Source organism: Pseudocitrobacter vendiensis, from assembly GCF_943590815.1.
Lineage (GTDB): Bacteria > Pseudomonadota > Gammaproteobacteria > Enterobacterales > Enterobacteriaceae > Pseudocitrobacter > Pseudocitrobacter vendiensis.
The window spans coordinates 56,908-76,120 of sequence record NZ_CALSBS010000017.1 but is presented as its reverse complement, the minus strand read 5'-3'; the positions used below and the strand labels follow the sequence as shown (position 1 = coordinate 76,120).

General features: G+C 53.3%; 16 protein-coding genes and 4 tRNA genes. 8 read left to right on the top strand and 12 right to left on the bottom strand.

Going from position 1 to position 19,213, the window contains the following annotated elements; translation table 11 throughout:
* The first annotated feature begins 2 nt into the window (after positions 1–2).
* From nrdF to emrB, 8 genes are all read left to right on the top strand, one after another.
* Positions 3–965 (top strand): class 1b ribonucleoside-diphosphate reductase subunit beta, encoded by a 963-nt coding sequence (gene nrdF / locus NMC31_RS17175; protein WP_149461696.1) that lies wholly within the window; start codon positions 3–5, stop codon positions 963–965.
* A gap of 354 nt (positions 966–1,319) precedes the next feature.
* On the top strand, positions 1,320–2,522 hold the full coding sequence (gene proV / locus NMC31_RS17170; RefSeq protein WP_253898596.1) for a glycine betaine/L-proline ABC transporter ATP-binding protein ProV: 1,203 nt from the start codon (positions 1,320–1,322) through the stop codon (positions 2,520–2,522).
* Positions 2,515–3,573 carry a glycine betaine/L-proline ABC transporter permease ProW gene (gene proW, locus NMC31_RS17165; RefSeq protein WP_149461694.1) on the top strand — a complete coding sequence of 353 codons (1,059 nt, stop codon included), beginning with the start codon at positions 2,515–2,517 and terminating at the stop codon, positions 3,571–3,573. Before proV ends, proW begins: the two co-directional genes overlap by 8 nt.
* Before the next feature lie 69 nt (positions 3,574–3,642).
* The gene (proX, locus tag NMC31_RS17160) at positions 3,643–4,638 is read left to right on the top strand and encodes a glycine betaine/L-proline ABC transporter substrate-binding protein ProX (RefSeq protein WP_253898595.1); all 996 of its coding nucleotides are present in this window, start codon (positions 3,643–3,645) and stop codon (positions 4,636–4,638) included.
* Between the two features lie 221 nt (positions 4,639–4,859).
* Complete coding sequence (locus NMC31_RS17155) at positions 4,860–6,041, top strand: MFS transporter (RefSeq protein ID WP_149461692.1); 1,182 nt, start codon at positions 4,860–4,862, stop codon at positions 6,039–6,041.
* A gap of 144 nt (positions 6,042–6,185) precedes the next feature.
* The gene (gene mprA / locus NMC31_RS17150; RefSeq protein ID WP_015963311.1) at positions 6,186–6,716 is read left to right on the top strand and encodes a transcriptional repressor MprA; all 531 of its coding nucleotides are present in this window, start codon (positions 6,186–6,188) and stop codon (positions 6,714–6,716) included.
* A gap of 129 nt (positions 6,717–6,845) precedes the next feature.
* Positions 6,846–8,018: a multidrug efflux MFS transporter periplasmic adaptor subunit EmrA gene (gene emrA / locus NMC31_RS17145; protein WP_253898594.1), complete on the top strand. Its 1,173-nt coding sequence runs from the start codon at positions 6,846–6,848 to the stop codon at positions 8,016–8,018.
* A gap of 16 nt (positions 8,019–8,034) precedes the next feature.
* Positions 8,035–9,573: a multidrug efflux MFS transporter permease subunit EmrB gene (gene emrB / locus NMC31_RS17140; protein WP_149461689.1), complete on the top strand. Its 1,539-nt coding sequence runs from the start codon at positions 8,035–8,037 to the stop codon at positions 9,571–9,573.
* Positions 9,574–9,688: 115 nt separating this feature from the next.
* Here the strand turns inward: emrB and luxS are convergent, their stop codons facing one another.
* The 12 genes from luxS to recA form a co-directional block, all read right to left on the bottom strand.
* Entirely contained in the window at positions 9,689–10,204 is a 516-nt protein-coding gene (gene luxS / locus NMC31_RS17135; protein WP_015963308.1) for an S-ribosylhomocysteine lyase, read from the bottom strand.
* A 244-nt stretch (positions 10,205–10,448) separates the two neighbouring features.
* Positions 10,449–12,005, bottom strand: coding sequence for a glutamate--cysteine ligase (gene gshA / locus NMC31_RS17130; RefSeq protein WP_253898593.1), 1,557 nt, complete (start codon positions 12,003–12,005; stop codon positions 10,449–10,451).
* 78 nt (positions 12,006–12,083) lie between these two features.
* Positions 12,084–12,512 (bottom strand): YqaA family protein, encoded by a 429-nt coding sequence (locus NMC31_RS17125; RefSeq protein WP_108476423.1) that lies wholly within the window; start codon positions 12,510–12,512, stop codon positions 12,084–12,086.
* The gene (gene yqaB / locus NMC31_RS17120; protein WP_149461686.1) at positions 12,509–13,075 is read right to left on the bottom strand and encodes a fructose-1-phosphate/6-phosphogluconate phosphatase; all 567 of its coding nucleotides are present in this window, start codon (positions 13,073–13,075) and stop codon (positions 12,509–12,511) included. Before yqaB ends, NMC31_RS17125 begins: the two co-directional genes overlap by 4 nt.
* Before the next feature lie 301 nt (positions 13,076–13,376).
* Positions 13,377–13,453 (bottom strand) — tRNA-Arg (locus NMC31_RS17115).
* Positions 13,454–13,510: 57 nt separating this feature from the next.
* Positions 13,511–13,587, bottom strand: a tRNA-Arg gene (locus NMC31_RS17110).
* Between the two features lie 201 nt (positions 13,588–13,788).
* Positions 13,789–13,865: transfer RNA gene (locus NMC31_RS17105), tRNA-Arg, on the bottom strand.
* Between the two features lie 4 nt (positions 13,866–13,869).
* Positions 13,870–13,962 (bottom strand) — tRNA-Ser (locus NMC31_RS17100).
* A gap of 337 nt (positions 13,963–14,299) precedes the next feature.
* Complete coding sequence (csrA, locus tag NMC31_RS17095; RefSeq protein WP_000906486.1) at positions 14,300–14,485, bottom strand: carbon storage regulator CsrA; 186 nt, start codon at positions 14,483–14,485, stop codon at positions 14,300–14,302.
* Positions 14,486–14,771: 286 nt separating this feature from the next.
* Positions 14,772–17,399 carry an alanine--tRNA ligase gene (gene alaS, locus NMC31_RS17090; protein WP_253898592.1) on the bottom strand — a complete coding sequence of 876 codons (2,628 nt, stop codon included), beginning with the start codon at positions 17,397–17,399 and terminating at the stop codon, positions 14,772–14,774.
* A 130-nt stretch (positions 17,400–17,529) separates the two neighbouring features.
* The gene (gene recX, locus NMC31_RS17085) at positions 17,530–18,030 is read right to left on the bottom strand and encodes a recombination regulator RecX (protein ID WP_149461684.1); all 501 of its coding nucleotides are present in this window, start codon (positions 18,028–18,030) and stop codon (positions 17,530–17,532) included.
* Between the two features lie 68 nt (positions 18,031–18,098).
* On the bottom strand, positions 18,099–19,163 hold the full coding sequence (gene recA / locus NMC31_RS17080) for a recombinase RecA (protein WP_015963302.1): 1,065 nt from the start codon (positions 19,161–19,163) through the stop codon (positions 18,099–18,101).
* Positions 19,164–19,213 lie beyond the last annotated feature (50 nt).

Sequence of the window (19,213 nt, the reverse complement as noted above, 5' to 3'; positions counted from 1 at the left end):
GGATGAACCGTTTATCGCACGTCAGCGCCGTCAACTGGAATAAAATTCAGGACGATAAAGATCTGGAGGTGTGGAATCGCCTGACCAGCAACTTCTGGCTGCCGGAAAAAGTCCCACTATCCAATGATATCCCTGCCTGGCAGGGCCTTACGCCCGCCCAGCAGCAGCTTACTATTCGCGTGTTCACCGGTCTGACACTGCTGGATACGATTCAGAATACGGTAGGCGCGCCATCGCTGATGCCTGATTCGCTCACGCCACACGAAGAAGCGGTAATGTCGAATATCAGCTTTATGGAGGCGGTGCACGCCCGCTCCTACAGTTCGATTTTCTCCACGCTGTGTCAGACAAAAGATGTCGATGCCGCCTATGCGTGGAGCGAAGAAAACGCGCCGTTGCAGAAAAAAGCGCACCTGATGCTGGAACGTTATCAGGCCGATGAACCGCTGAAGAAGAAAATTGCCAGCGTATTTCTGGAGTCGTTCCTCTTCTATTCTGGCTTCTGGTTGCCGATGTACTGGTCGAGCCGGGGCAAGCTCACCAATACCGCCGATCTTATCCGCCTGATTATTCGTGATGAAGCCGTCCACGGTTACTATATTGGCTATAAGTATCAGAAAGGGCTGGAGAAAGTAAGCGAAGCAGAGCGTGAAGCGCTGAAAGATTTTGCCTTCGATTTGCTGATGGATCTCTATGACAATGAACTGGCCTACACCGAAGCGCTTTATGCTGACAGTGGTTGGATCGACGAGGTAAAAGCGTTTCTCTGCTACAACGCCAATAAGGCACTGATGAATCTGGGCTACGAAGCGTTATTCCCGGCAGAAATGGCCGAAGTGAACCCGGCAATCCTCGCGGCACTCTCCCCTAACGCCGATGAAAACCACGACTTTTTCTCCGGCTCAGGTTCCTCTTATGTGATGGGAAAAGCCGTCGAAACCACCGACGACGATTGGAATTTCTAATAACGTTTTCCGGCAAAAATAGCCCTCACTTTTTGCCGGATTATTTCCATAATAACACAATTAATCACACAAATATTCTTAGAGCTACTACACTGTTATTTGTCTCTTCATTTCACCTGAATTTATCGCTTTCAGGTGAAATTTACGGTGGAAGAACGTAAAAATATCAGAAAAATTCGAATTGCCCGCAGCCCTTATATCATGGGAAGCCCCGGCAATTCGCCCTTCAAATTTCGGCAAGCAGAATGCTCCCAAGGGTTGTCACAGAATCTCAGTATGTTAGGGTATACCCGTGTAATTATTTCCATCAGGAATCATATTGATATAAATAAATAACGGGAATTCTATTATTGCATGGCAATTAAATTAGAAGTGAAGAATCTTTATAAAGTATTTGGCGAGCATCCACAGCGCGCATTCAAATACATTGAAAAAGGCCTCAGCAAAGAACATATTCTGGAGAAAACAGGATTATCGCTTGGCGTTAAAGACGCCAGTCTGGCCATTGAAGAAGGCGAGATATTTGTCATCATGGGATTATCCGGTTCCGGTAAATCAACCATGGTACGCCTTCTCAATCGCCTGATTGAACCAACCCGCGGGCAGGTGCTGATTGACGGCGTAGATATCGCCAAAATCTCTGATGCCGAGCTTCGCGAGGTGCGCAGAAAGAAAATTGCGATGGTCTTTCAGTCGTTCGCTCTGATGCCCCATATGACCGTGGTCGACAACGCCGCCTTCGGCATGGAGCTGGCGGGCGTTACAACCGCTGAACGTCAGGAGAAAGCCCTGGACGCGCTGCGTCAGGTCGGGCTGGAAAATTATGCCCACTCTTACCCGGACGAGCTCTCTGGCGGTATGCGTCAACGTGTTGGTTTAGCCCGTGCGCTGGCCATCAACCCCGATATCTTATTAATGGATGAAGCCTTCTCGGCACTCGACCCATTAATTCGAACGGAAATGCAGGACGAACTGGTAAAATTACAGGCCAAACATCAGCGCACCATCGTCTTTATTTCCCACGATCTCGACGAAGCCATGCGAATTGGCGATCGCATCGCCATTATGCAAAATGGTGAAGTGGTACAGGTCGGCACTCCGGATGAAATTCTCAATAATCCGGCAAATGATTATGTGCGCACCTTCTTCCGTGGCGTCGATATCAGCCAGGTGTTTAGCGCGAAAGATATTGCCCGTCGAAGCCCGGCAGGCATTATCCGAAAAACACCCGGATTCGGCCCGCGATCTGCCCTGAAATTATTGCAGGATGATGACCGTGAATATGGTTATGTCATCGAACGCGGGAATAAGTTTGTTGGGATTGTCTCCATTGATACGCTGAAAGCTGCCCTGAGCGCAGGCCAGGGAATTGAAAGCGCCTTGTTGGATCCGCCATTAGTGGTTGACGCAGAAACACCGCTCAGCGAATTGCTCTCTCACGTCGGCCAGGCACCGTGCGCGGTCCCGGTTGTTGGGGAAGAACAGCAGTACGTTGGCGTTATTTCTAAACGCATGCTTCTACAGGCTTTAGATCGCGAGGTGACAAACAATGGCTGATCAATCCAATCCGTGGGATACCGCACCGGCGGCCGATAACGCCGCACAATCCGCCGACGCCTGGGGCAGCGCGCCTGCCGATGGCGGTGGCGGCGCAGACTGGCTGACCAGCGCCCCCGCGCCGCAGCCAGAACATTTCAATATCATGGACCCTTTCCATAAGACGCTGATCCCGCTGGATAGCTGGGTGACGCAAGGGATCGACTGGGTTGTTCTGCATTTCCGCCCGGTATTCCAGGGGATCCGCGTACCGATCGATTATATCCTCAGTGCTTTTCAACAGTTGCTGTTGGGGATGCCGGCGCCGGTGGCAATTATCGTTTTCGCCCTGATTGCCTGGCAGATGTCGAGCCTCAGCATGGGTGTCGCCACGCTGGTGTCGCTGATTGCCATTGGCGCAATTGGTGCCTGGTCGCAGGCGATGATTACCCTCGCGCTGGTTCTGACCGCACTGCTGTTCTGCATCATCATCGGGCTACCGTTGGGGATATGGCTGGCGCGCAGTCCACGGGCGTCAAAAATTATTCGCCCGCTGCTGGATGCCATGCAGACCACGCCAGCGTTCGTTTACCTGGTGCCCATCGTCATGCTGTTCGGTATCGGTAACGTACCGGGCGTGGTGGTCACCATTATCTTTGCCCTGCCGCCGATTGTGCGTCTGACCATTTTGGGGATTAACCAGGTGCCAGCGGATCTGATTGAAGCTTCGCGCTCATTCGGTGCCAGCCCGCGTCAAATGCTGTTCAAAGTACAGCTCCCTCTGGCGATGCCGACCATTATGGCGGGTGTGAACCAGACGCTGATGCTGGCGCTCTCTATGGTGGTTATCGCCTCGATGATCGCCGTGGGCGGCCTGGGGCAGATGGTTCTGCGCGGTATTGGCCGTCTTGATATGGGCCTTGCAACCGTGGGTGGCGTCGGGATCGTTATTCTGGCAATCATCCTCGACCGCCTGACGCAAGCCGTCGGCCGCGATTCCCGCAGCCGTGGCAACCGCCGCTGGTACACCACGGGTCCTCTGGGTCTGCTGACCCGTCCTTTCAGCAAGTAATCCTGTTTTCACCCGGCGCATCGCGCGCCGGGCTCTGCAAACCATACTCATCATAAAAAAGGAACAACGATGCGACATAGCGTAATGTTAGCCACAGCCTTCGCCACCCTTGTTTCCACCAGCACCTTTGCGGCGGATTTACCGGGCAAAGGCGTTACCGTACAGCCCATTCAGAGCACCATTACGGAAGAAACCTTCCAGACCCTGTTGGTCAGCCGTGCGCTGGAAAAACTGGGCTATACCGTCAATAAGCCCGATGAAGTCGACTACAACGTCGCGTACACCTCGCTGGCGTCGGGCGATTCCACCTTTACCGCCGTCAACTGGCAACCGCTGCATGACGATATGTATGCCGCCGCCGGGGGCGATAAGAAATTCTACCGTGAAGGTGTCTTCGTGAACGGTGCGGCTCAGGGTTATCTGATCGACAAGAAAACCGCTGACCAGTATCACATCACCAATATTGAGCAGCTTAAAGATCCGAAAATCGCCAAACTGTTCGACAGCAATGGCGACGGCAAAGCAGATTTAACCGGCTGTAACCCAGGCTGGGGTTGTGAAGCGGCGATTAACCACCAACTGGACGCCTATGGCCTGACCAAAACCGTCACCCACAACCAGGGTAACTATGCGGCGATGATGGCCGATACCATCACCCGCTACAAAGAAGGCAAACCGGTGCTTTATTACACCTGGACTCCGTACTGGGTGAGTGATGTGATGAAGCCAGGTAAAGATGTGGTATGGCTGCAGGTGCCGTTCTCTTCCCTGCCTGGCGTGCAGAAAGACATCGATACCAAACTGCCGAACGGTGCGAACTATGGCTTCCCGGTTAGCACCATGCACATTGTTGCCAACAAAGTCTGGGCCGAGAAAAACCCGGCGGCAGCGAAGCTGTTCTCAATCATGAAACTGCCGGTTGCTGACATTAACGCCCAGAACTCAATGATGCATGAAGGTAAAGCATCGGAAGGAGATATTCAGGGTCACGTTGATGGCTGGATCAAAGCGCACCAGGCGCAGTTTGATGGCTGGGTGAAAGAAGCGCTGGCGGCGCAGAAATAACCCCCTCACCCCTGCCCTCTCCCACAGGGAGAGGGAGAAAACCGGTGCAGGACGGGCAGATATGCACTCCCAGTCCCCTCTCCCTGTGGGAGAGGGTTAGGGTGAGGGGCCCCTCCCCACAGAAACCGCACGTCTCGCCACTATTCATTTCACTTAATTCCCCCTGCATCCGTTATTATTGGTAACATCAATAATAATCACCACAAAAATAATTTACCCCAATGACCAAAACCTCACACGGGCTGAGTCCCGCGCTGATTGCCCTGATGTCTGTCGCCACCGGGCTTGCCGTTGCCAGCAACTATTATGCACAACCGCTGCTCGAAGCCATTGCGCGTGCATTTTCCCTGAGTGCGAGCCAGGCTGGCTTTATCGTCACCGCAGCGCAGCTTGGCTATGCTGCCGGGTTGCTTTTCCTGGTGCCGCTGGGCGATATGTTTGAACGTCGACGGCTGATTGTGGTGATGACGCTACTCGCCGCTGGCGGGATGCTGATCACCGCCAGCAGCACATCGTTGGGAATGATGATTCTGGGTACCGCGCTGACCGGCCTCTTTTCGGTGGTTGCGCAGCTGTTAGTGCCGATGGCGGCCACGCTCGCCGCACCGGAAAAACGTGGCAGAGTGGTCGGTACGGTGATGAGTGGCCTGCTGCTTGGGATCCTGCTGGCGCGCACCGTCGCCGGGCTGCTGGCAAGCCTTGGCGGCTGGCGCACCGTGTTCTGGGTTGCCAGCGTATTAATGGCGATTCTGGCGCTCGCGCTGTGGCGGGGTTTACCGAAGCTCAAACAGGAAAATCACCTGAGCTACCCGCGCATTCTTGGCTCAATCTACCATCTGTTTGCCCATAACAAACTGCTGCGCACCCGTGCGCTGCTGGGCTGCCTGACCTTCGCCAGCTTCAGCATTCTCTGGACGTCCATGGCATTCCTGCTCGCTGGCGCACCCTATCACTTCTCCGAAGGTACCATTGGTCTGTTTGGCTTAGTGGGTGCGGCTGGCGCGTTAGGCGCACGTCCGGTGGGTACACTTGCTGATAAAGGTAAAGCGCATCTTACCACCACGATAAGCCTGCTGGCGCTGCTGCTCTCCTGGCTGGCTATCTGGTACGGGCAGGTCTCCGTGGCGGCGCTCATCGTCGGTATTCTGGTACTCGATCTGATGGTTCAGGGTGTACATATCACTAACCAGACGGTGATTTATCGCGTGCATCCCGATGCGCGTAACCGTCTGACCGCGGGTTACATGACCTGCTATTTCATCGGCGGCGCGGCCGGGTCGCTGATTTCCGCTTCGGCCTGGCAACACGCAGGCTGGAACGGGGTTTGTCTGGTTGGCGCATGCATTACGCTGCTCAATCTGTTGGTGTGGTGGCGAGGCTACCGGCACCAACCGCAGGCGTAATTCCCTGCACGGCTTGCTCCGGGCTGGGGAACGGCCCGGCCTTCACTTTGATAGATTCGTCATATAAATTCGAATCAATAATTCATTTACTTTATTTGTCACCGTCGTTACTATATCGGCTGAAATTAATGAGGTTATGCCCAAATGGATAGTTCGTTTACGCCCATTGAACAAATGCTAAAATTTCGCGCCAGCCGCCATGAAGATTTTCCGTTTCAGGAAATTCTTCTGACCCGTCTTTGCATGCACATGCAGGGCAAGCTGCTGGATAACCGCAATAAAATGCTGAAAGCTCAGGGGATTAACGAGACATTGTTTATGGCGTTAATTACGCTGGAGTCTCAGGAAAATCACAGCATTCAGCCTTCTGAGCTGAGCTGCGCGCTGGGCTCGTCTCGTACCAATGCAACCCGTATCGCCGATGAGCTGGAAAAGCGCGGCTGGATCGAGCGTCGTGAAAGCGACAACGATCGCCGTTGCCTGCATTTGCAGTTAACCGATAAAGGTCATCAATTCCTGCGTGAGGTTTTGCCTCCGCAACATCATTGCTTACACCAACTCTGGTCTTCTTTAAGCGCGGCTGAAAAAGACCAGCTTGAGCATATCACCCGGAAACTTCTCACCCGTCTGGATCAGATGGATGAAGATGGCGTTGTCCTTGAGGCACTGCGCTAAGTCCGGATATCGCTCAATTATCCTGATTGATAACAGAAAACTGACAGGCCAGCAGATCTCCCTCTGCTGGCCTTTCTGATAAACAGGTCGGCTCAGCCGATGTGAAATAATAAGATCGTGGAGAATAACATGAGCGCAAATGCGGAGACTCAAACCCCGCAGCAACCGGCCAACAAAAAAGGCACGCGTAAACGTGCCCTGATGCTGTTGACCTTGCTCTTTGTCATTATTGCTGTGGCATATGGGATTTACTGGTTTTTAGTACTGCGTCATTTTGAAGAAACCGATGACGCGTACGTGGCAGGGAACCAGGTACAAATTATGGCGCAGGTGTCCGGCAGCGTGACGAAAGTCTGGGCCGATAACACCGACTTCGTGCAAAAAGGCGATGTGCTGGTCACGCTCGATCAGACCGATGCGCAGCAGGCCTTTGAAAAAGCGCAAACCGCGTTGGCCTCTACCGTACGTCAGATGCGTCAAACGATGATCAACAGCAAGCAATTGCAGGCGAGCATCGACGTGAAAAAGACCGCCCTGGCACAGGCGCAAACGGACTTAAATCGCCGTATTCCACTGGGCAGCGCCAACCTGATTGGCCGCGAAGAGCTGCAACACGCGCGTGATGCCGTTGCCAGCGCACAGGCGGAACTCGATGTCGCTATCCAGCAATATAATGCTAACCAGGCGATTATTCTGGGGACGAAGCTGGAAGACCAGCCGACCGTCAAACAAGCGGCAACCGAAGTACGTAACGCATGGCTGGCCCTGCAACGTACCAAAATTGTCAGCCCGATGACCGGTTACGTGTCACGTCGTGCCGTACAGCCTGGTGCGCAAATCAGCCCAACTACCCCGTTGATGGCGGTTGTTCCGGCGAACAATTTGTGGGTTGATGCGAACTTCAAAGAAACGCAGCTGGCACACATGCGCATTGGCCAGCCGGTCACCGTTATCTCTGATATTTACGGCGACGACGTGGAATACCATGGCAAAGTGGTCGGTCTCGATATGGGGACCGGTAGCGCCTTCTCGCTGCTGCCCGCGCAAAACGCCACCGGGAACTGGATCAAAGTGGTTCAGCGTCTGCCGGTTCGTGTTGAGCTGGATGAAAAACAGCTGGCGGAACATCCGCTGCGTATTGGCCTCTCCACGCTGGTGAAAGTGGATACGTCGAATCGTGACGGTCAGATCCTGGCAAGCCAGGTCCGCACCAGCCCGGCTTACGAAAGTAACGCACGCGAAATCAGTCTCGATCCGGTCAACAAGCTGATCAACGACATCGTGCAGGCCAACGCCAACTGATCCCGGGGTGAGTGTAATGCAACAGCAAAAACCGCTGGAAGGCGCGCAACTGGTCATCATGACCATTGCGTTGTCGCTTGCGACTTTCATGCAGGTGCTGGACTCCACCATCGCAAACGTAGCGATCCCGACGATCGCCGGTAACCTTGGCTCCTCATTGAGCCAGGGCACCTGGGTTATCACCTCATTCGGCGTGGCAAACGCCATCTCCATTCCGATTACCGGATGGCTGGCGAAGCGCGTCGGTGAGGTGAAACTGTTCCTGTGGTCTACCGTGGCCTTCGCTATCGCGTCATGGGCCTGCGGTGTCTCCAACAGTCTGGGCATGCTGATCTTCTTCCGCGTGATTCAGGGGATTGTTGCCGGGCCGCTTATCCCGCTGTCGCAAAGCTTGTTGCTCAGCAACTATCCGCCTGCCAAACGCTCTATCGCGCTGGCGCTGTGGTCGATGACCGTTATCGTTGCGCCGATTTGCGGGCCTATCCTCGGCGGCTATATCAGCGATAACTATCACTGGGGCTGGATTTTCTTCATCAACGTGCCGATTGGTATCGTGGTCGTGCTGATGAGTATTCAGGCGTTGCGTGGGCGTGAAACGCGTACTGAACAGCGTCGTATCGACGGTATTGGCCTGGCGCTGTTGGTTTTGGGGATCGGTAGCCTGCAGGTGATGCTCGACCAGGGGAAAGAACTCGACTGGTTCAACTCCACCGAAATCATCGTGCTGACCATTGTGGCGGTGGTGTCGCTAAGCTTCCTGATTGTCTGGGAACTGACGGACGATAACCCGATAGTCGATCTCTCGCTCTTTAAGTCGCGAAACTTTACCATCGGCTGTTTGTGTATCAGCCTGGCCTATATGCTTTACTTCGGCGCAATCGTTCTGCTGCCGCAGCTATTGCAGGAGGTGTACGGCTACACCGCGACATGGGCGGGGCTGGCCTCTGCACCGGTTGGGGTGATACCGGTAATTCTGTCGCCGATTATCGGTCGTTTTGCGCATAAGCTTGATATGCGTCGTCTGGTCACCTTCAGCTTTATTATGTATGCGGTCTGCTTCTACTGGCGAGCGTATACGTTCGAGCCGGGGATGGATTTCGGTGCGTCGGCCTGGCCGCAGTTTATCCAGGGCTTTGCGGTGGCATGCTTCTTTATGCCGCTGACGACCATTACGCTCTCCGGTTTACCGCCTGAGCGTCTGGCAGCGGCATCGAGCCTGTCGAACTTCACACGTACGCTGGCGGGCTCTATCGGGACGTCTATCACTACAACATTGTGGACCAACCGGGAATCGCTGCACCATGCGCAGTTAACGGAGTATGTCACGCCGTACAATCCAGATGCTCAGGCAATGTACAATCAGCTTGAGGGGATGGGTATGTCGCAACAGCAGGCTTCCGGCTGGCTGGCGCAGCAGATAACCAATCAGGGGCTGATTATCTCGGCAAACGAGATATTCTGGGTGTCGGCGGGGATATTCCTCGTCCTGCTGGGCCTGGTGTGGTTTGCCAGACCGCCATTTGGTGCCGGCGGCGGTGGCGGTGGCGCGCATTAATATGTCGATATAAAAAAAGGGCCGATGGCCCTTTTTTGTTGCCCGGTGGCGCCTGGCTTACCGGGTCTACGTTGTTCATACGATCATGTTTGCCGGATTAACCGGCACAACCAAACTAAATGTGCAGTTCCTGTAATTTCTCTTTCGGCAGCGCCAGCTCATCGTTGCTGTTCACACGCACGTCGCGATCGAGAATATGGCGCGCGATATCCTGCGCTTCTGCCAGGGAGTGCATCTGATACGTACCACACTGGTAAACGTTCAGTTCCGGGATCTGGTTCTGATCCTGAACTTTCAGGACGTCTGCCATCGCCGCTTTCCACGCATCCGCTACGCGCTGCTCATCTGGCGTGCCAATCAGGCTCATATAAAAACCGGTGCGGCAGCCCATCGGGGAGATGTCGATGATCTCAACACCGTTACCGTTCAGGTGATTACGCATGAACCCGGCGAACAGGTGCTCCAGCGTGTGAATACCCTTTTCCGGCATCACTTCTTTGTTTGGCACACAGAAACGCAGGTCAAAAACGGTAATCGCGTCACCATGCGGCGTGTTCATCGTTTTGGCTACACGGACGGCTGGTGCTTCCATACGGGTGTGATCGACAGTGAAGCTATCTAACAACGGCATTTCGTAACCTCCGGTGTATCCCTCATCCTCGGCATTTTATTTTTTCATCATAACATATTGAAAAATAATACCTTTAAGCCATTTTGGTCAGGACTTTTTGGGATAAAGTGATTTTTTTTTAAAAAAAACTGAACTCTTCATTCCAGTGCGAGTCTGAGTATATGAAAGACGCGCATTTGTTATCATCATCCCTGAATTCAGAGATGTATATTTGGCCACAGTGATGTGGCCTTTTTCTTTTCTGTCAGGCGTGTTTTGCCAGTAACGCTTCAAATGATTCCGTATCCGCCGCTTCCAGCTTACGCTGACGTTCAACGGATGCATCACGTTCCACAGCAAACCCCTCTTCTGTGAGGATCTCCAGCGGCTCTTCACGCAGCATATTTCGATACTGCTCCGCCAGCGCCTTACCCGTTCCGCCAATCCCTTCATCAAGCATAGAACGCAGAATGCGGGCTGAGAAAGTTAATTCCGGATTATCAAAGCAGGCGACCAGTTCATCGCACACTTTCTGGTAAGCCTCACCGCCTTCAATGCTGTCCATCGTCTGCGCCACGCGTTTTAGATCGCGGAACAGATCTTTACCCACTTTCGGCAGCGGGAACTGCGCGGTTTCGCAACCAATGCCCAGCGTCAGACCCGGTTTACGCCCTTCCAGAATCACACGATTCCAGTTGGTACGTGTACATTGCAGCTCCTGGCTGCTCATTTCTGGCGCATCGGCCAGCACGCACCAGACCATAAACAGGTCAAGGAAGCGAATCTGCTGCTCATCCACGCCAATTGGCGAGAACGGGTTGATATCCAGCGAGCGCACTTCAATGTACTCAATCCCGCCACGCAACAGCGCATCGGACGGATTTTCGCCGCTGCGAGTAACACGTTTCGGGCGAATCGGCGCATAGAGCTCGTTCTCAATCTGCAAAATATTGCTGTTGATTTGCAGACGCTTACCGTCTTTCTCAACGCCAATACGCGCATATTCTTCCGACGGCGTTTTGATAGCCCGCTTTAATCCTGCCACGTATTCGTGCAATTCGTTAAACGTAATTCCGAGATTGCTTTGCGATTTATTGGTATAGCCAAGATCGCTCAGGCGCAGAGACGTGGCGTAAGGTAAGTAGTACATGCCACACTCGGTTTTCTCAAACGGCAGCGCGCTCTCTTTCCCTTGCAGGAATGAAGAACAAATCGCCGGAGACGCACCAAACAGATACGGGATCACCCAACCAAAGCGGTAGTAGTTGCGGATCGCGCGTAAATAACCGGCAGAGATCGCCTCTTTACCGCTCTCAGCATCCGTCACGCCGCATTTCGCCTGCCAGAATGCCATCGGCAGAGAGAAGTTGTAATGCACACCAGAAATGGTCTGCATCAACGCACCGTAGCGGTTCTTCAGCCCTTCGCGATACAGCGTTTTCAGACGGCCGACGTTAGACGTACCGTACTGTGCCAGTTCGATATCCTGGCCCGGCGCGATATAGCATGGCATACTCAGCGGCCACATCCGTTCATCGCCAAGATGACGCGCCGTATAACGGTGAATGTCACGCAGGAAAGTGAGCATATGGTTGACGTCGCCATCAACCGGAGTGATAAATTCCAGCAGCGCTTCGGCAAAATCGGTGGTGATCCATTTATGGGTCAACGTCGAGCCCAGCGATGCCGGGTGCCCAGTCGTTGCCAGTGAGCCATCAGCGTTAACGCGCAGCGTCTCACGCTCCAGACCACGATTTATCCCTTTCAGTGCTTCAGGGTGTTTTTCCAGCCAGGTCAGTGCCTGTGATACATCCGGGATCAAATTGACCTCCCGCCTGTCGATATCATTTTATTAAGCATAATTGTAATGGTTGACGATTAAAGGTCACAAGCAATCCAATTAGTGCCACCACGTCATACCCTGGAGTGTCGCCGCCGCTACAGCGATGTAGCGTAACGCTTTTCCAAGACATAAAAAAAAGAGCACCGGTCCCCAGGAGATGCGCATCCATCCCGCCAGCAGACACAGTAAATCACCGATAACGGGCATCCAGCTCAGTAACAGTGTGGCTGCGCCGTAACGTTTTAACCAGGATGTCGCTTTTTCCTGCCAGCGCGATTGCTTACGCACGGGAAACAACCGTCCAAGGATAACGTTTGTTGCCCCACCAAGGCTATTACCCATTGTTGCTATTAATACTAAAAGCCAGGGGTGGCTGAGGCCAGAGACGAGAAGCGCCACGAGTACCGCTTCCGAGTTGCCCGGCAGCAGCGTGGCGCTCAGAAAGCTGCTGGCGAATAACGACGCCAGCGCCAGCCCGTCACTCACAGCAGACGGACATCCACAGCGTCCATACCGGCGCTTCTGGCCGCCTGCAGGCCAAAATCCGCATCTTCAAACACGACGCATTTTTCCGGCGCAACGCCTAAACGTTCCGCGCAAAGAAGGAAGGTATCCGGTGCAGGTTTGTGATTCTTAACGTGATCGGCGGCGACAACCGCAGAAAAGTAGTGACGCAGGCCCAGATGCGCCAGCAATGCTTCAGCAATAGCGCTCTCGCTGCCTGTACCGACCGCCATTGGCCGACGACCATGCCAGGCTTTCACTACATCGATAAGTGGCAACGGCGTCACAGAGTCCAGCAGCATCGCTTTAACAGCGGCTGTTTTTTCCTGTGCCAGAAGATGAGGGTCAAGATCGGCCTGATGAAGTTCGATAATGGCCTGGGCGATACGCCAGGTTGGAGAACCGTTAAGGGCAACCATCGCCTGCTCGTCGAAACGCATACCATAACGCCCCAGCACCTCGTGCCACGCTTTACGGTGCGTAGGTTCGGTGTCCAGGATGGTGCCATCCATATCAAAGATTAATCCCGCGTAGCGTTCGTACATCCCGTTCTCACAGACAAGATAAAGTGAGATGTTACTTTAACGTAAAAGGCGGTTTTTGTCGCTGACAGACGCGTTGGAAATAGGCAGAGAGGAAGGGTTTAGAAAAAATTAGGATTTTGTAAGTGTATCAAGGGAGGAAATAAGAGACTTGCTGTTGTTCTGGATAAGATGGTGCATCCGGGAGGATTACTCGGCTGCGCCTCGCCCGATGGGTCGTTGCTAAAGCAACGCTTTCCTCCCTGGTGCCTGCGGTGTCTTCGCAGAACCTGAAACAACAGACTCGCTGTTATCCTGGAGAATATGGTGCATCCGGGAGGATTCGAACCTCCGACCGCTCGGTTCGTAGCCGAGTACTCTATCCAGCTGAGCTACGGATGCATCGGGAAACTTGCTTTACTGCCGATGTTGATATCACTGAAATGATATCAAGTAAGATGGTGCATCCGGGAGGATTCGAACCTCCGACCGCTCGGTTCGTAGCCGAGTACTCTATCCAGCTGAGCTACGGATGCATCGGGAAACTTACTTTACTACTCTGATACTACTCTGATTTAACATCACTAATGCAATGTTAAGTAAGATGGTGCATCCGGGAGGATTACTCGGCTGCGCCTTGCCCTACAGGTCGTTGCTAAAGCAACGCTATCCTCCCTGGTGCTCGCGATTATTTCGCGGAACATGAAACAACAAACCCACTGCTATTTCGGAGAATATGGTGCATCCGGGAGGATTCGAACCTCCGACCGCTCGGTTCGTAGCCGAGTACTCTATCCAGCTGAGCTACGGATGCAAAATGGCGGTGAGGCGGGGATTCGAACCCCGGATGCAGCTTTTGACCGCATACTCCCTTAGCAGGGGAGCGCCTTCAGCCTCTCGGCCACCTCACCACACGCCTCTTTCGAGTGCTTCGGAGAACTCGTTAAAAGCTCTTCGTCGCTGCGTGGCGCACATATTACTTTCTGGGCTTTATAAGTCAAACAATTTTTCGAGACCTTTTATCGTTTGCACACTTCGCGCACAATTAGACGTTAAAAACGGCAAAAAGACTGTTTTCTCAACAGTAAAATCGCTAACTCACGGTAAAACAAAACAGAAAGAATGTGGCGCAACAGAGGCGACAAAATCACGACAGGATGAAAAAGAGAAGAAAGCGAGAAGAAAACGAAGAGGTTAAACGGGAAATCTGGGAAGGATGCGTCTCACCGGAAGGTGAGACGCGAGAACTTAGTAACTGGACTGCTGGGATTTTTCAGCCTGGATACGCTGGTAGATCTCTTCACGGTGAACGGATACTTCTTTCGGAGCGTTAACGCCGATACGCACCTGGTTACCCTTCACCCCTAAAACTGTCACAGTGACCTCATCTCCAATCATGAGGGTCTCACCAACTCGACGAGTCAGAATCAGCATTCTTTGCTCCTTGAAAGATTAAAAGAGTCGGGTCTCTCTGTATCCCGGCATATCCATCATATACACACTCACCCTCAGGCTTCCTTGATTTGACCTGAACGCTTCGTGCATAACGCCAAACGTACGCTGTGACAAACATCTGGTGTAACCGTCACTGCATCACATTCTGTTAAATGTAAGTTTAGCCGATATACATGACTTCAACCTGACTTTATCGTTATCAGTACTCCATATGCAAGGCGTCTTAACAATTAACGTTAAGACGCCCACACAGGATTTATTTTTGTTACAGCTTAGCGCTTACCCAATCTTTCACACTGGCCAACGCGGCTGGAAGCGCCGTCGCATCGGTACCACCGGCTTGCGCCATGTCCGGGCGACCACCGCCTTTACCACCAACCTGCTGAGCCACCATGCCGATGAGCTCCCCTGCTTTAACGCGGTCAGTGACATCCTTAGACACGCCCGCAATCAGAGAAACCTTATCGTCAGCAACGGTCGCCAGCACAATAATGGCGGAACCCAGCTGGTTCTTCAGATCGTCAACCATCGTACGCAGCATTTTCGGCTCAACGCCGGAAAGCTCGCTCACCAGCAGCTTAACGCCGTTGATGTTTTCTGCTTTGCTGGAAAGGTTTGCACTCTCCTGCGCTGCCGCCTGCTCTTTCAGTTGCTGCAGCTCTTTCTCCAGTTGACGGGTACGTTCCAGAACGGTGCGCAATTTCTCCGTCAGGTTATGGCTATCGCCTTTCAGCAACTGGGCGATATCACCCAAACGATCGCTTTCTGCATGCAGGCTGGCAATCGCGCCTTCACCGGTTACTGCTTCGATACGGCGAACACCTGCCGCCGTTCCGGATTCGGACACAATACGGAACAGACCGATATCACCCGTGCGTGAAGCGTGAGTACCGCCGCACAGCTCAGTAGAGAAATCGCCCATGCTCAGCACGCGAACGCGGTCATCATATTTTTCGCCGAACAGCGCCATCGCGCCCTTCGCTTTTGCCGCGTCGAGATCCATTACGTTGGTTTCAACCGGCAGGTTACGACGAATCTGGGCATTAACCAGATCTTCGACCGCGCGAATCTCTTCCGGTTTCATCGCTTCGAAATGCGAGAAATCGAAACGCAGAACTTTATCATTCACCAGAGAACCTTTCTGCGCCACATGCGTGCCCAGAATCTGGCGCAGCGCCGCGTGCATCAGGTGCGTGGCGGAGTGGTTCAGACGAATACGCCCACGACGCGCTTCATCAACGTCGGCCTGCACCGCGTCACCCACTTTCAGGGAACCCGCCGTCAGTTTGCCGAGATGACCAATCGCCTGACCATATTTCTGCGTGTCGTTCACGCTGAAGCTAAAGCCCGCGCCTTTCAACTCGCCTTTATCACCAACCTGACCGCCAGATTCCGCATAGAACGGGGTCTGGTCCAGAATGACAACCGCTTCCTGACCGGCCGCCATGCTATCAACCGCTTTACCGTCGATAAACAACGCGGTGACTTTGCCGTTCAGTTCAAGATGATCGTAGCCTTTGAATTCTGATGCACCATCAACGCGGATCATCGCGTTATAGTCTGCGCCGAAACCGCTGGATTCACGCGCACGACGGCGCTGTTCTTCCATCGCGGCTTCAAAGCCCTCTTCGTCCACTTTCAGCCCGCGTTCACGGCAAACGTCCGCCGTCAGGTCAACCGGGAAGCCGTAGGTGTCATACAGACGGAAAGCGGTTTCACCGTCCAGCGTATCGCCAGTCAGCTTAGACAACTCTTCGTCCAGCAACGCCAGGCCGCGTTCCAGCGTACGGGCAAACTGCTCTTCTTCGGTTTTCAGAACCTGTTCAACCTGAGCCTGCTGGCGTTTCAGTTCTTCACCAGCTGAACCCATCACATCGATCAACGGGCCAACCAGCTTATAGAAGAAGGTATCTTTCGCGCCCAGCATGTTGCCATGACGGATGGCACGACGAATGATACGGCGCAGCACATAGCCACGGTTTTCATTCGACGGCGTAACGCCATCAGCAATCAGGAACGCACAGGAACGAATGTGGTCCGCAATAACGCGCAGTGACTTGTTCGTCAGGTCAGTCGCGCCAGTGACTTTAGCCACGGAATCAATCAGCTTACGGAACAGGTCAATTTCATAGTTAGAGTTGACGTGTTGCAGTACCGCAGTGATACGTTCCAGGCCCATACCGGTGTCGACGGACGGCTTCGGCAGCGGCTCCATTGTACCGTCAGCCTGACGGTTGAACTGCATGAAGACGATGTTCCAGATCTCGATGTAACGGTCGCCGTCTTCTTCAGGCGTTCCCGGAGGGCCACCCCAGATGTGGTCGCCGTGATCGTAGAAGATCTCGGTGCACGGGCCGCATGGGCCGGTATCGCCCATCTGCCAGAAGTTATCGGAAGCATACGGCGCGCCTTTATTGTCGCCGATGCGGATGATGCGCTCACGCGGGATACCGACTTCTTTCTCCCAGATTTCGTAAGCTTCGTCATCGGTTTCATAAACGGTCACCCACAGACGCTCTTTCGGCAGGGCGAACCAGTTTTCACCGGTCAGCAATTCCCACGCGTACTGAATAGCATCGTGTTTGAAGTAGTCGCCGAAGCTGAAGTTACCCAGCATTTCGAAGAAAGTGTGGTGACGCGCGGTGTAACCGACGTTTTCCAGATCGTTATGTTTACCACCCGCACGAACGCAACGCTGCGCAGTCGTTGCGCGAGAATAATTACGTTTGTCGAGACCAAGGAAAACATCCTTGAACTGGTTCATCCCGGCGTTGGTAAACAGGAGGGTCGGATCGTTATTCGGCACCAGGGAGCTGCTGGCAACTACCTGATGTCCCTTGCTATGGAAAAAGTCGAGAAACGCCTGACGGATCTCAGCGGTGCTCTTGCTCATAATTATCCTGAAATCAAGCTAACGAATGGTCGCCGTCGTAGCAGGTCATTTGTTGTTCAACTTGCTACCAGACGGAAAAAGTGGGAATAAGATAAGTTTTCTTTAAAGGGAAGTAAAATCCCCCGTGCGCTCAATCGTCAAAATTTCGCCATATTTCCTGGATATCTTCCATCAGATAGCCGCGATTGAGCAAAAAGCGCTGGATTTTTACTTTTTCGGCAAATGTGATCGGTAATGGATCGCCATATTTACGCTCCGCCTGGTTACGCGCCAGCGTTCCCCAATCGATATCGCACTCGCGCATAGCCTGTTCAATATCATTACGCTGAATACCTTTCTGACCAAGTTCCTGCCGAATACGTGCGGGACCATAACCCTTGCGGCTGCGGCTGGCGATAAACTGTCCGACAAATCGCAAATCATCGAGATAGCGGTTTTCATGGCACCAGGCAATGACCTTTTCCACATCTTCTTCTGGTGCATCAACAGGTTCAGGGCCATTCTTCGTCATCACCGGCGCAATAAGCTTGCGACGCAGTTCCTGCTCACTGTGGTCGCGCATTGCCAGAATGCGAATCGCGCGATCCAGCAAGCGGGCATACGCCGAGCGGCGTGGTGTATTCTCGTTCATCTTTCTCCCGCTCCTTCAAATGCAAAAAGGGCTGCATCGGCAGCCCTTCTGTTTCTGATGAGAGGTTATCAGAAATCTTCGTTAGTTTCTTTCGCGTGCGTGTCGTTTTCATCGACCACGAAATCCGGCGAAGAATCTTGATTGCTGAGCAGCAGCTCACGCACTTTCTTCTCGATTTCTTTCGCCGCCGCCGGGTTCTCTTTCAGCCAGGAGATAGCGTTCGCTTTACCCTGACCAATTTTGTCGCCGTTGTAGCTATACCAGGCACCCGCTTTTTCGATCAGCTTCTCTTTCACGCCCAGGTCTACCAACTCGCCCAGGAAGTTAATACCTTCACCGTAGAGGATCTGGAATTCTGCCTGTTTGAACGGTGCAGCGATTTTGTTTTTCACCACTTTCACGCGGGTTTCGCTACCGATGACGTTATCACCCTCTTTCACCGCGCCGATACGACGGATGTCCAGACGAACGGACGCATAGAATTTCAGCGCGTTACCACCGGTCGTGGTTTCCGGGTTACCGAACATGACGCCAATTTTCATACGGATCTGGTTGATGAAGATAAGCAGCGTGTTGGACTGTTTCAGGTTACCAGCCAGCTTACGCATCGCCTGGCTCATCATACGCGCCGCAAGGCCCATATGAGAGTCACCGATTTCGCCTTCAATTTCCGCTTTCGGCGTCAGTGCCGCAACGGAGTCAACAACCAGCACGTCAACCGCACCAGAGCGCGCCAGCGCATCACAGATTTCCAGCGCTTGTTCACCGGTATCTGGCTGGGAGCACAGCAGGTTGTCGATATCAACGCCTAACTTACGTGCATAGACAGGGTCCAGCGCATGCTCTGCATCGATGAAGGCACAGGTTTTACCTTCACGCTGTGCTGCGGCGATGACCTGCAGGGTCAGCGTCGTTTTACCGGAAGATTCAGGCCCGTAGATTTCGACGATACGCCCCATCGGCAGACCGCCTGCACCCAGTGCGATATCCAGTGAAAGCGAACCAGTGGAGATGGTTTCCACGTCCATGGTACGGTCTTCACCCAGGCGCATGATGGAGCCTTTGCCGAATTGCTTCTCAATTTGGCCCAGTGCTGCCGCCAACGCTTTCTGTTTGTTTTCGTCGATAGCCATTTTTACTCCTGTCATGCCGAGCAAGCCCGGGGAATGAATTCTGTTCTGTT

What these genes read in the sequence shown, in the direction of transcription:
- nrdF (WP_149461696.1), top strand. Translation starts at nt 3, where the DNA reads ATGAACCGTTTATCGCACGTCAGCGCCGTCAACTGGAATAAAATTCAG.
- proV (WP_253898596.1), top strand. Translation starts at nt 1,320, where the DNA reads ATGGCAATTAAATTAGAAGTGAAGAATCTTTATAAAGTATTTGGCGAG.
- proW (WP_149461694.1), top strand. Translation starts at nt 2,515, where the DNA reads ATGGCTGATCAATCCAATCCGTGGGATACCGCACCGGCGGCCGATAAC.
- proX (WP_253898595.1), top strand. Translation starts at nt 3,643, where the DNA reads ATGCGACATAGCGTAATGTTAGCCACAGCCTTCGCCACCCTTGTTTCC.
- NMC31_RS17155 (WP_149461692.1), top strand. Translation starts at nt 4,860, where the DNA reads ATGACCAAAACCTCACACGGGCTGAGTCCCGCGCTGATTGCCCTGATG.
- mprA (WP_015963311.1), top strand. Translation starts at nt 6,186, where the DNA reads ATGGATAGTTCGTTTACGCCCATTGAACAAATGCTAAAATTTCGCGCC.
- emrA (WP_253898594.1), top strand. Translation starts at nt 6,846, where the DNA reads ATGAGCGCAAATGCGGAGACTCAAACCCCGCAGCAACCGGCCAACAAA.
- emrB (WP_149461689.1), top strand. Translation starts at nt 8,035, where the DNA reads ATGCAACAGCAAAAACCGCTGGAAGGCGCGCAACTGGTCATCATGACC.
- luxS (WP_015963308.1), bottom strand. Translation starts at nt 10,204, where the DNA reads ATGCCGTTGTTAGATAGCTTCACTGTCGATCACACCCGTATGGAAGCA.
- yqaB (WP_149461686.1), bottom strand. Translation starts at nt 13,075, where the DNA reads ATGTACGAACGCTACGCGGGATTAATCTTTGATATGGATGGCACCATC.
- csrA (WP_000906486.1), bottom strand. Translation starts at nt 14,485, where the DNA reads ATGCTGATTCTGACTCGTCGAGTTGGTGAGACCCTCATGATTGGAGAT.
- alaS (WP_253898592.1), bottom strand. Translation starts at nt 17,399, where the DNA reads ATGAGCAAGAGCACCGCTGAGATCCGTCAGGCGTTTCTCGACTTTTTC.
- recX (WP_149461684.1), bottom strand. Translation starts at nt 18,030, where the DNA reads ATGAACGAGAATACACCACGCCGCTCGGCGTATGCCCGCTTGCTGGAT.
- recA (WP_015963302.1), bottom strand. Translation starts at nt 19,163, where the DNA reads ATGGCTATCGACGAAAACAAACAGAAAGCGTTGGCGGCAGCACTGGGC.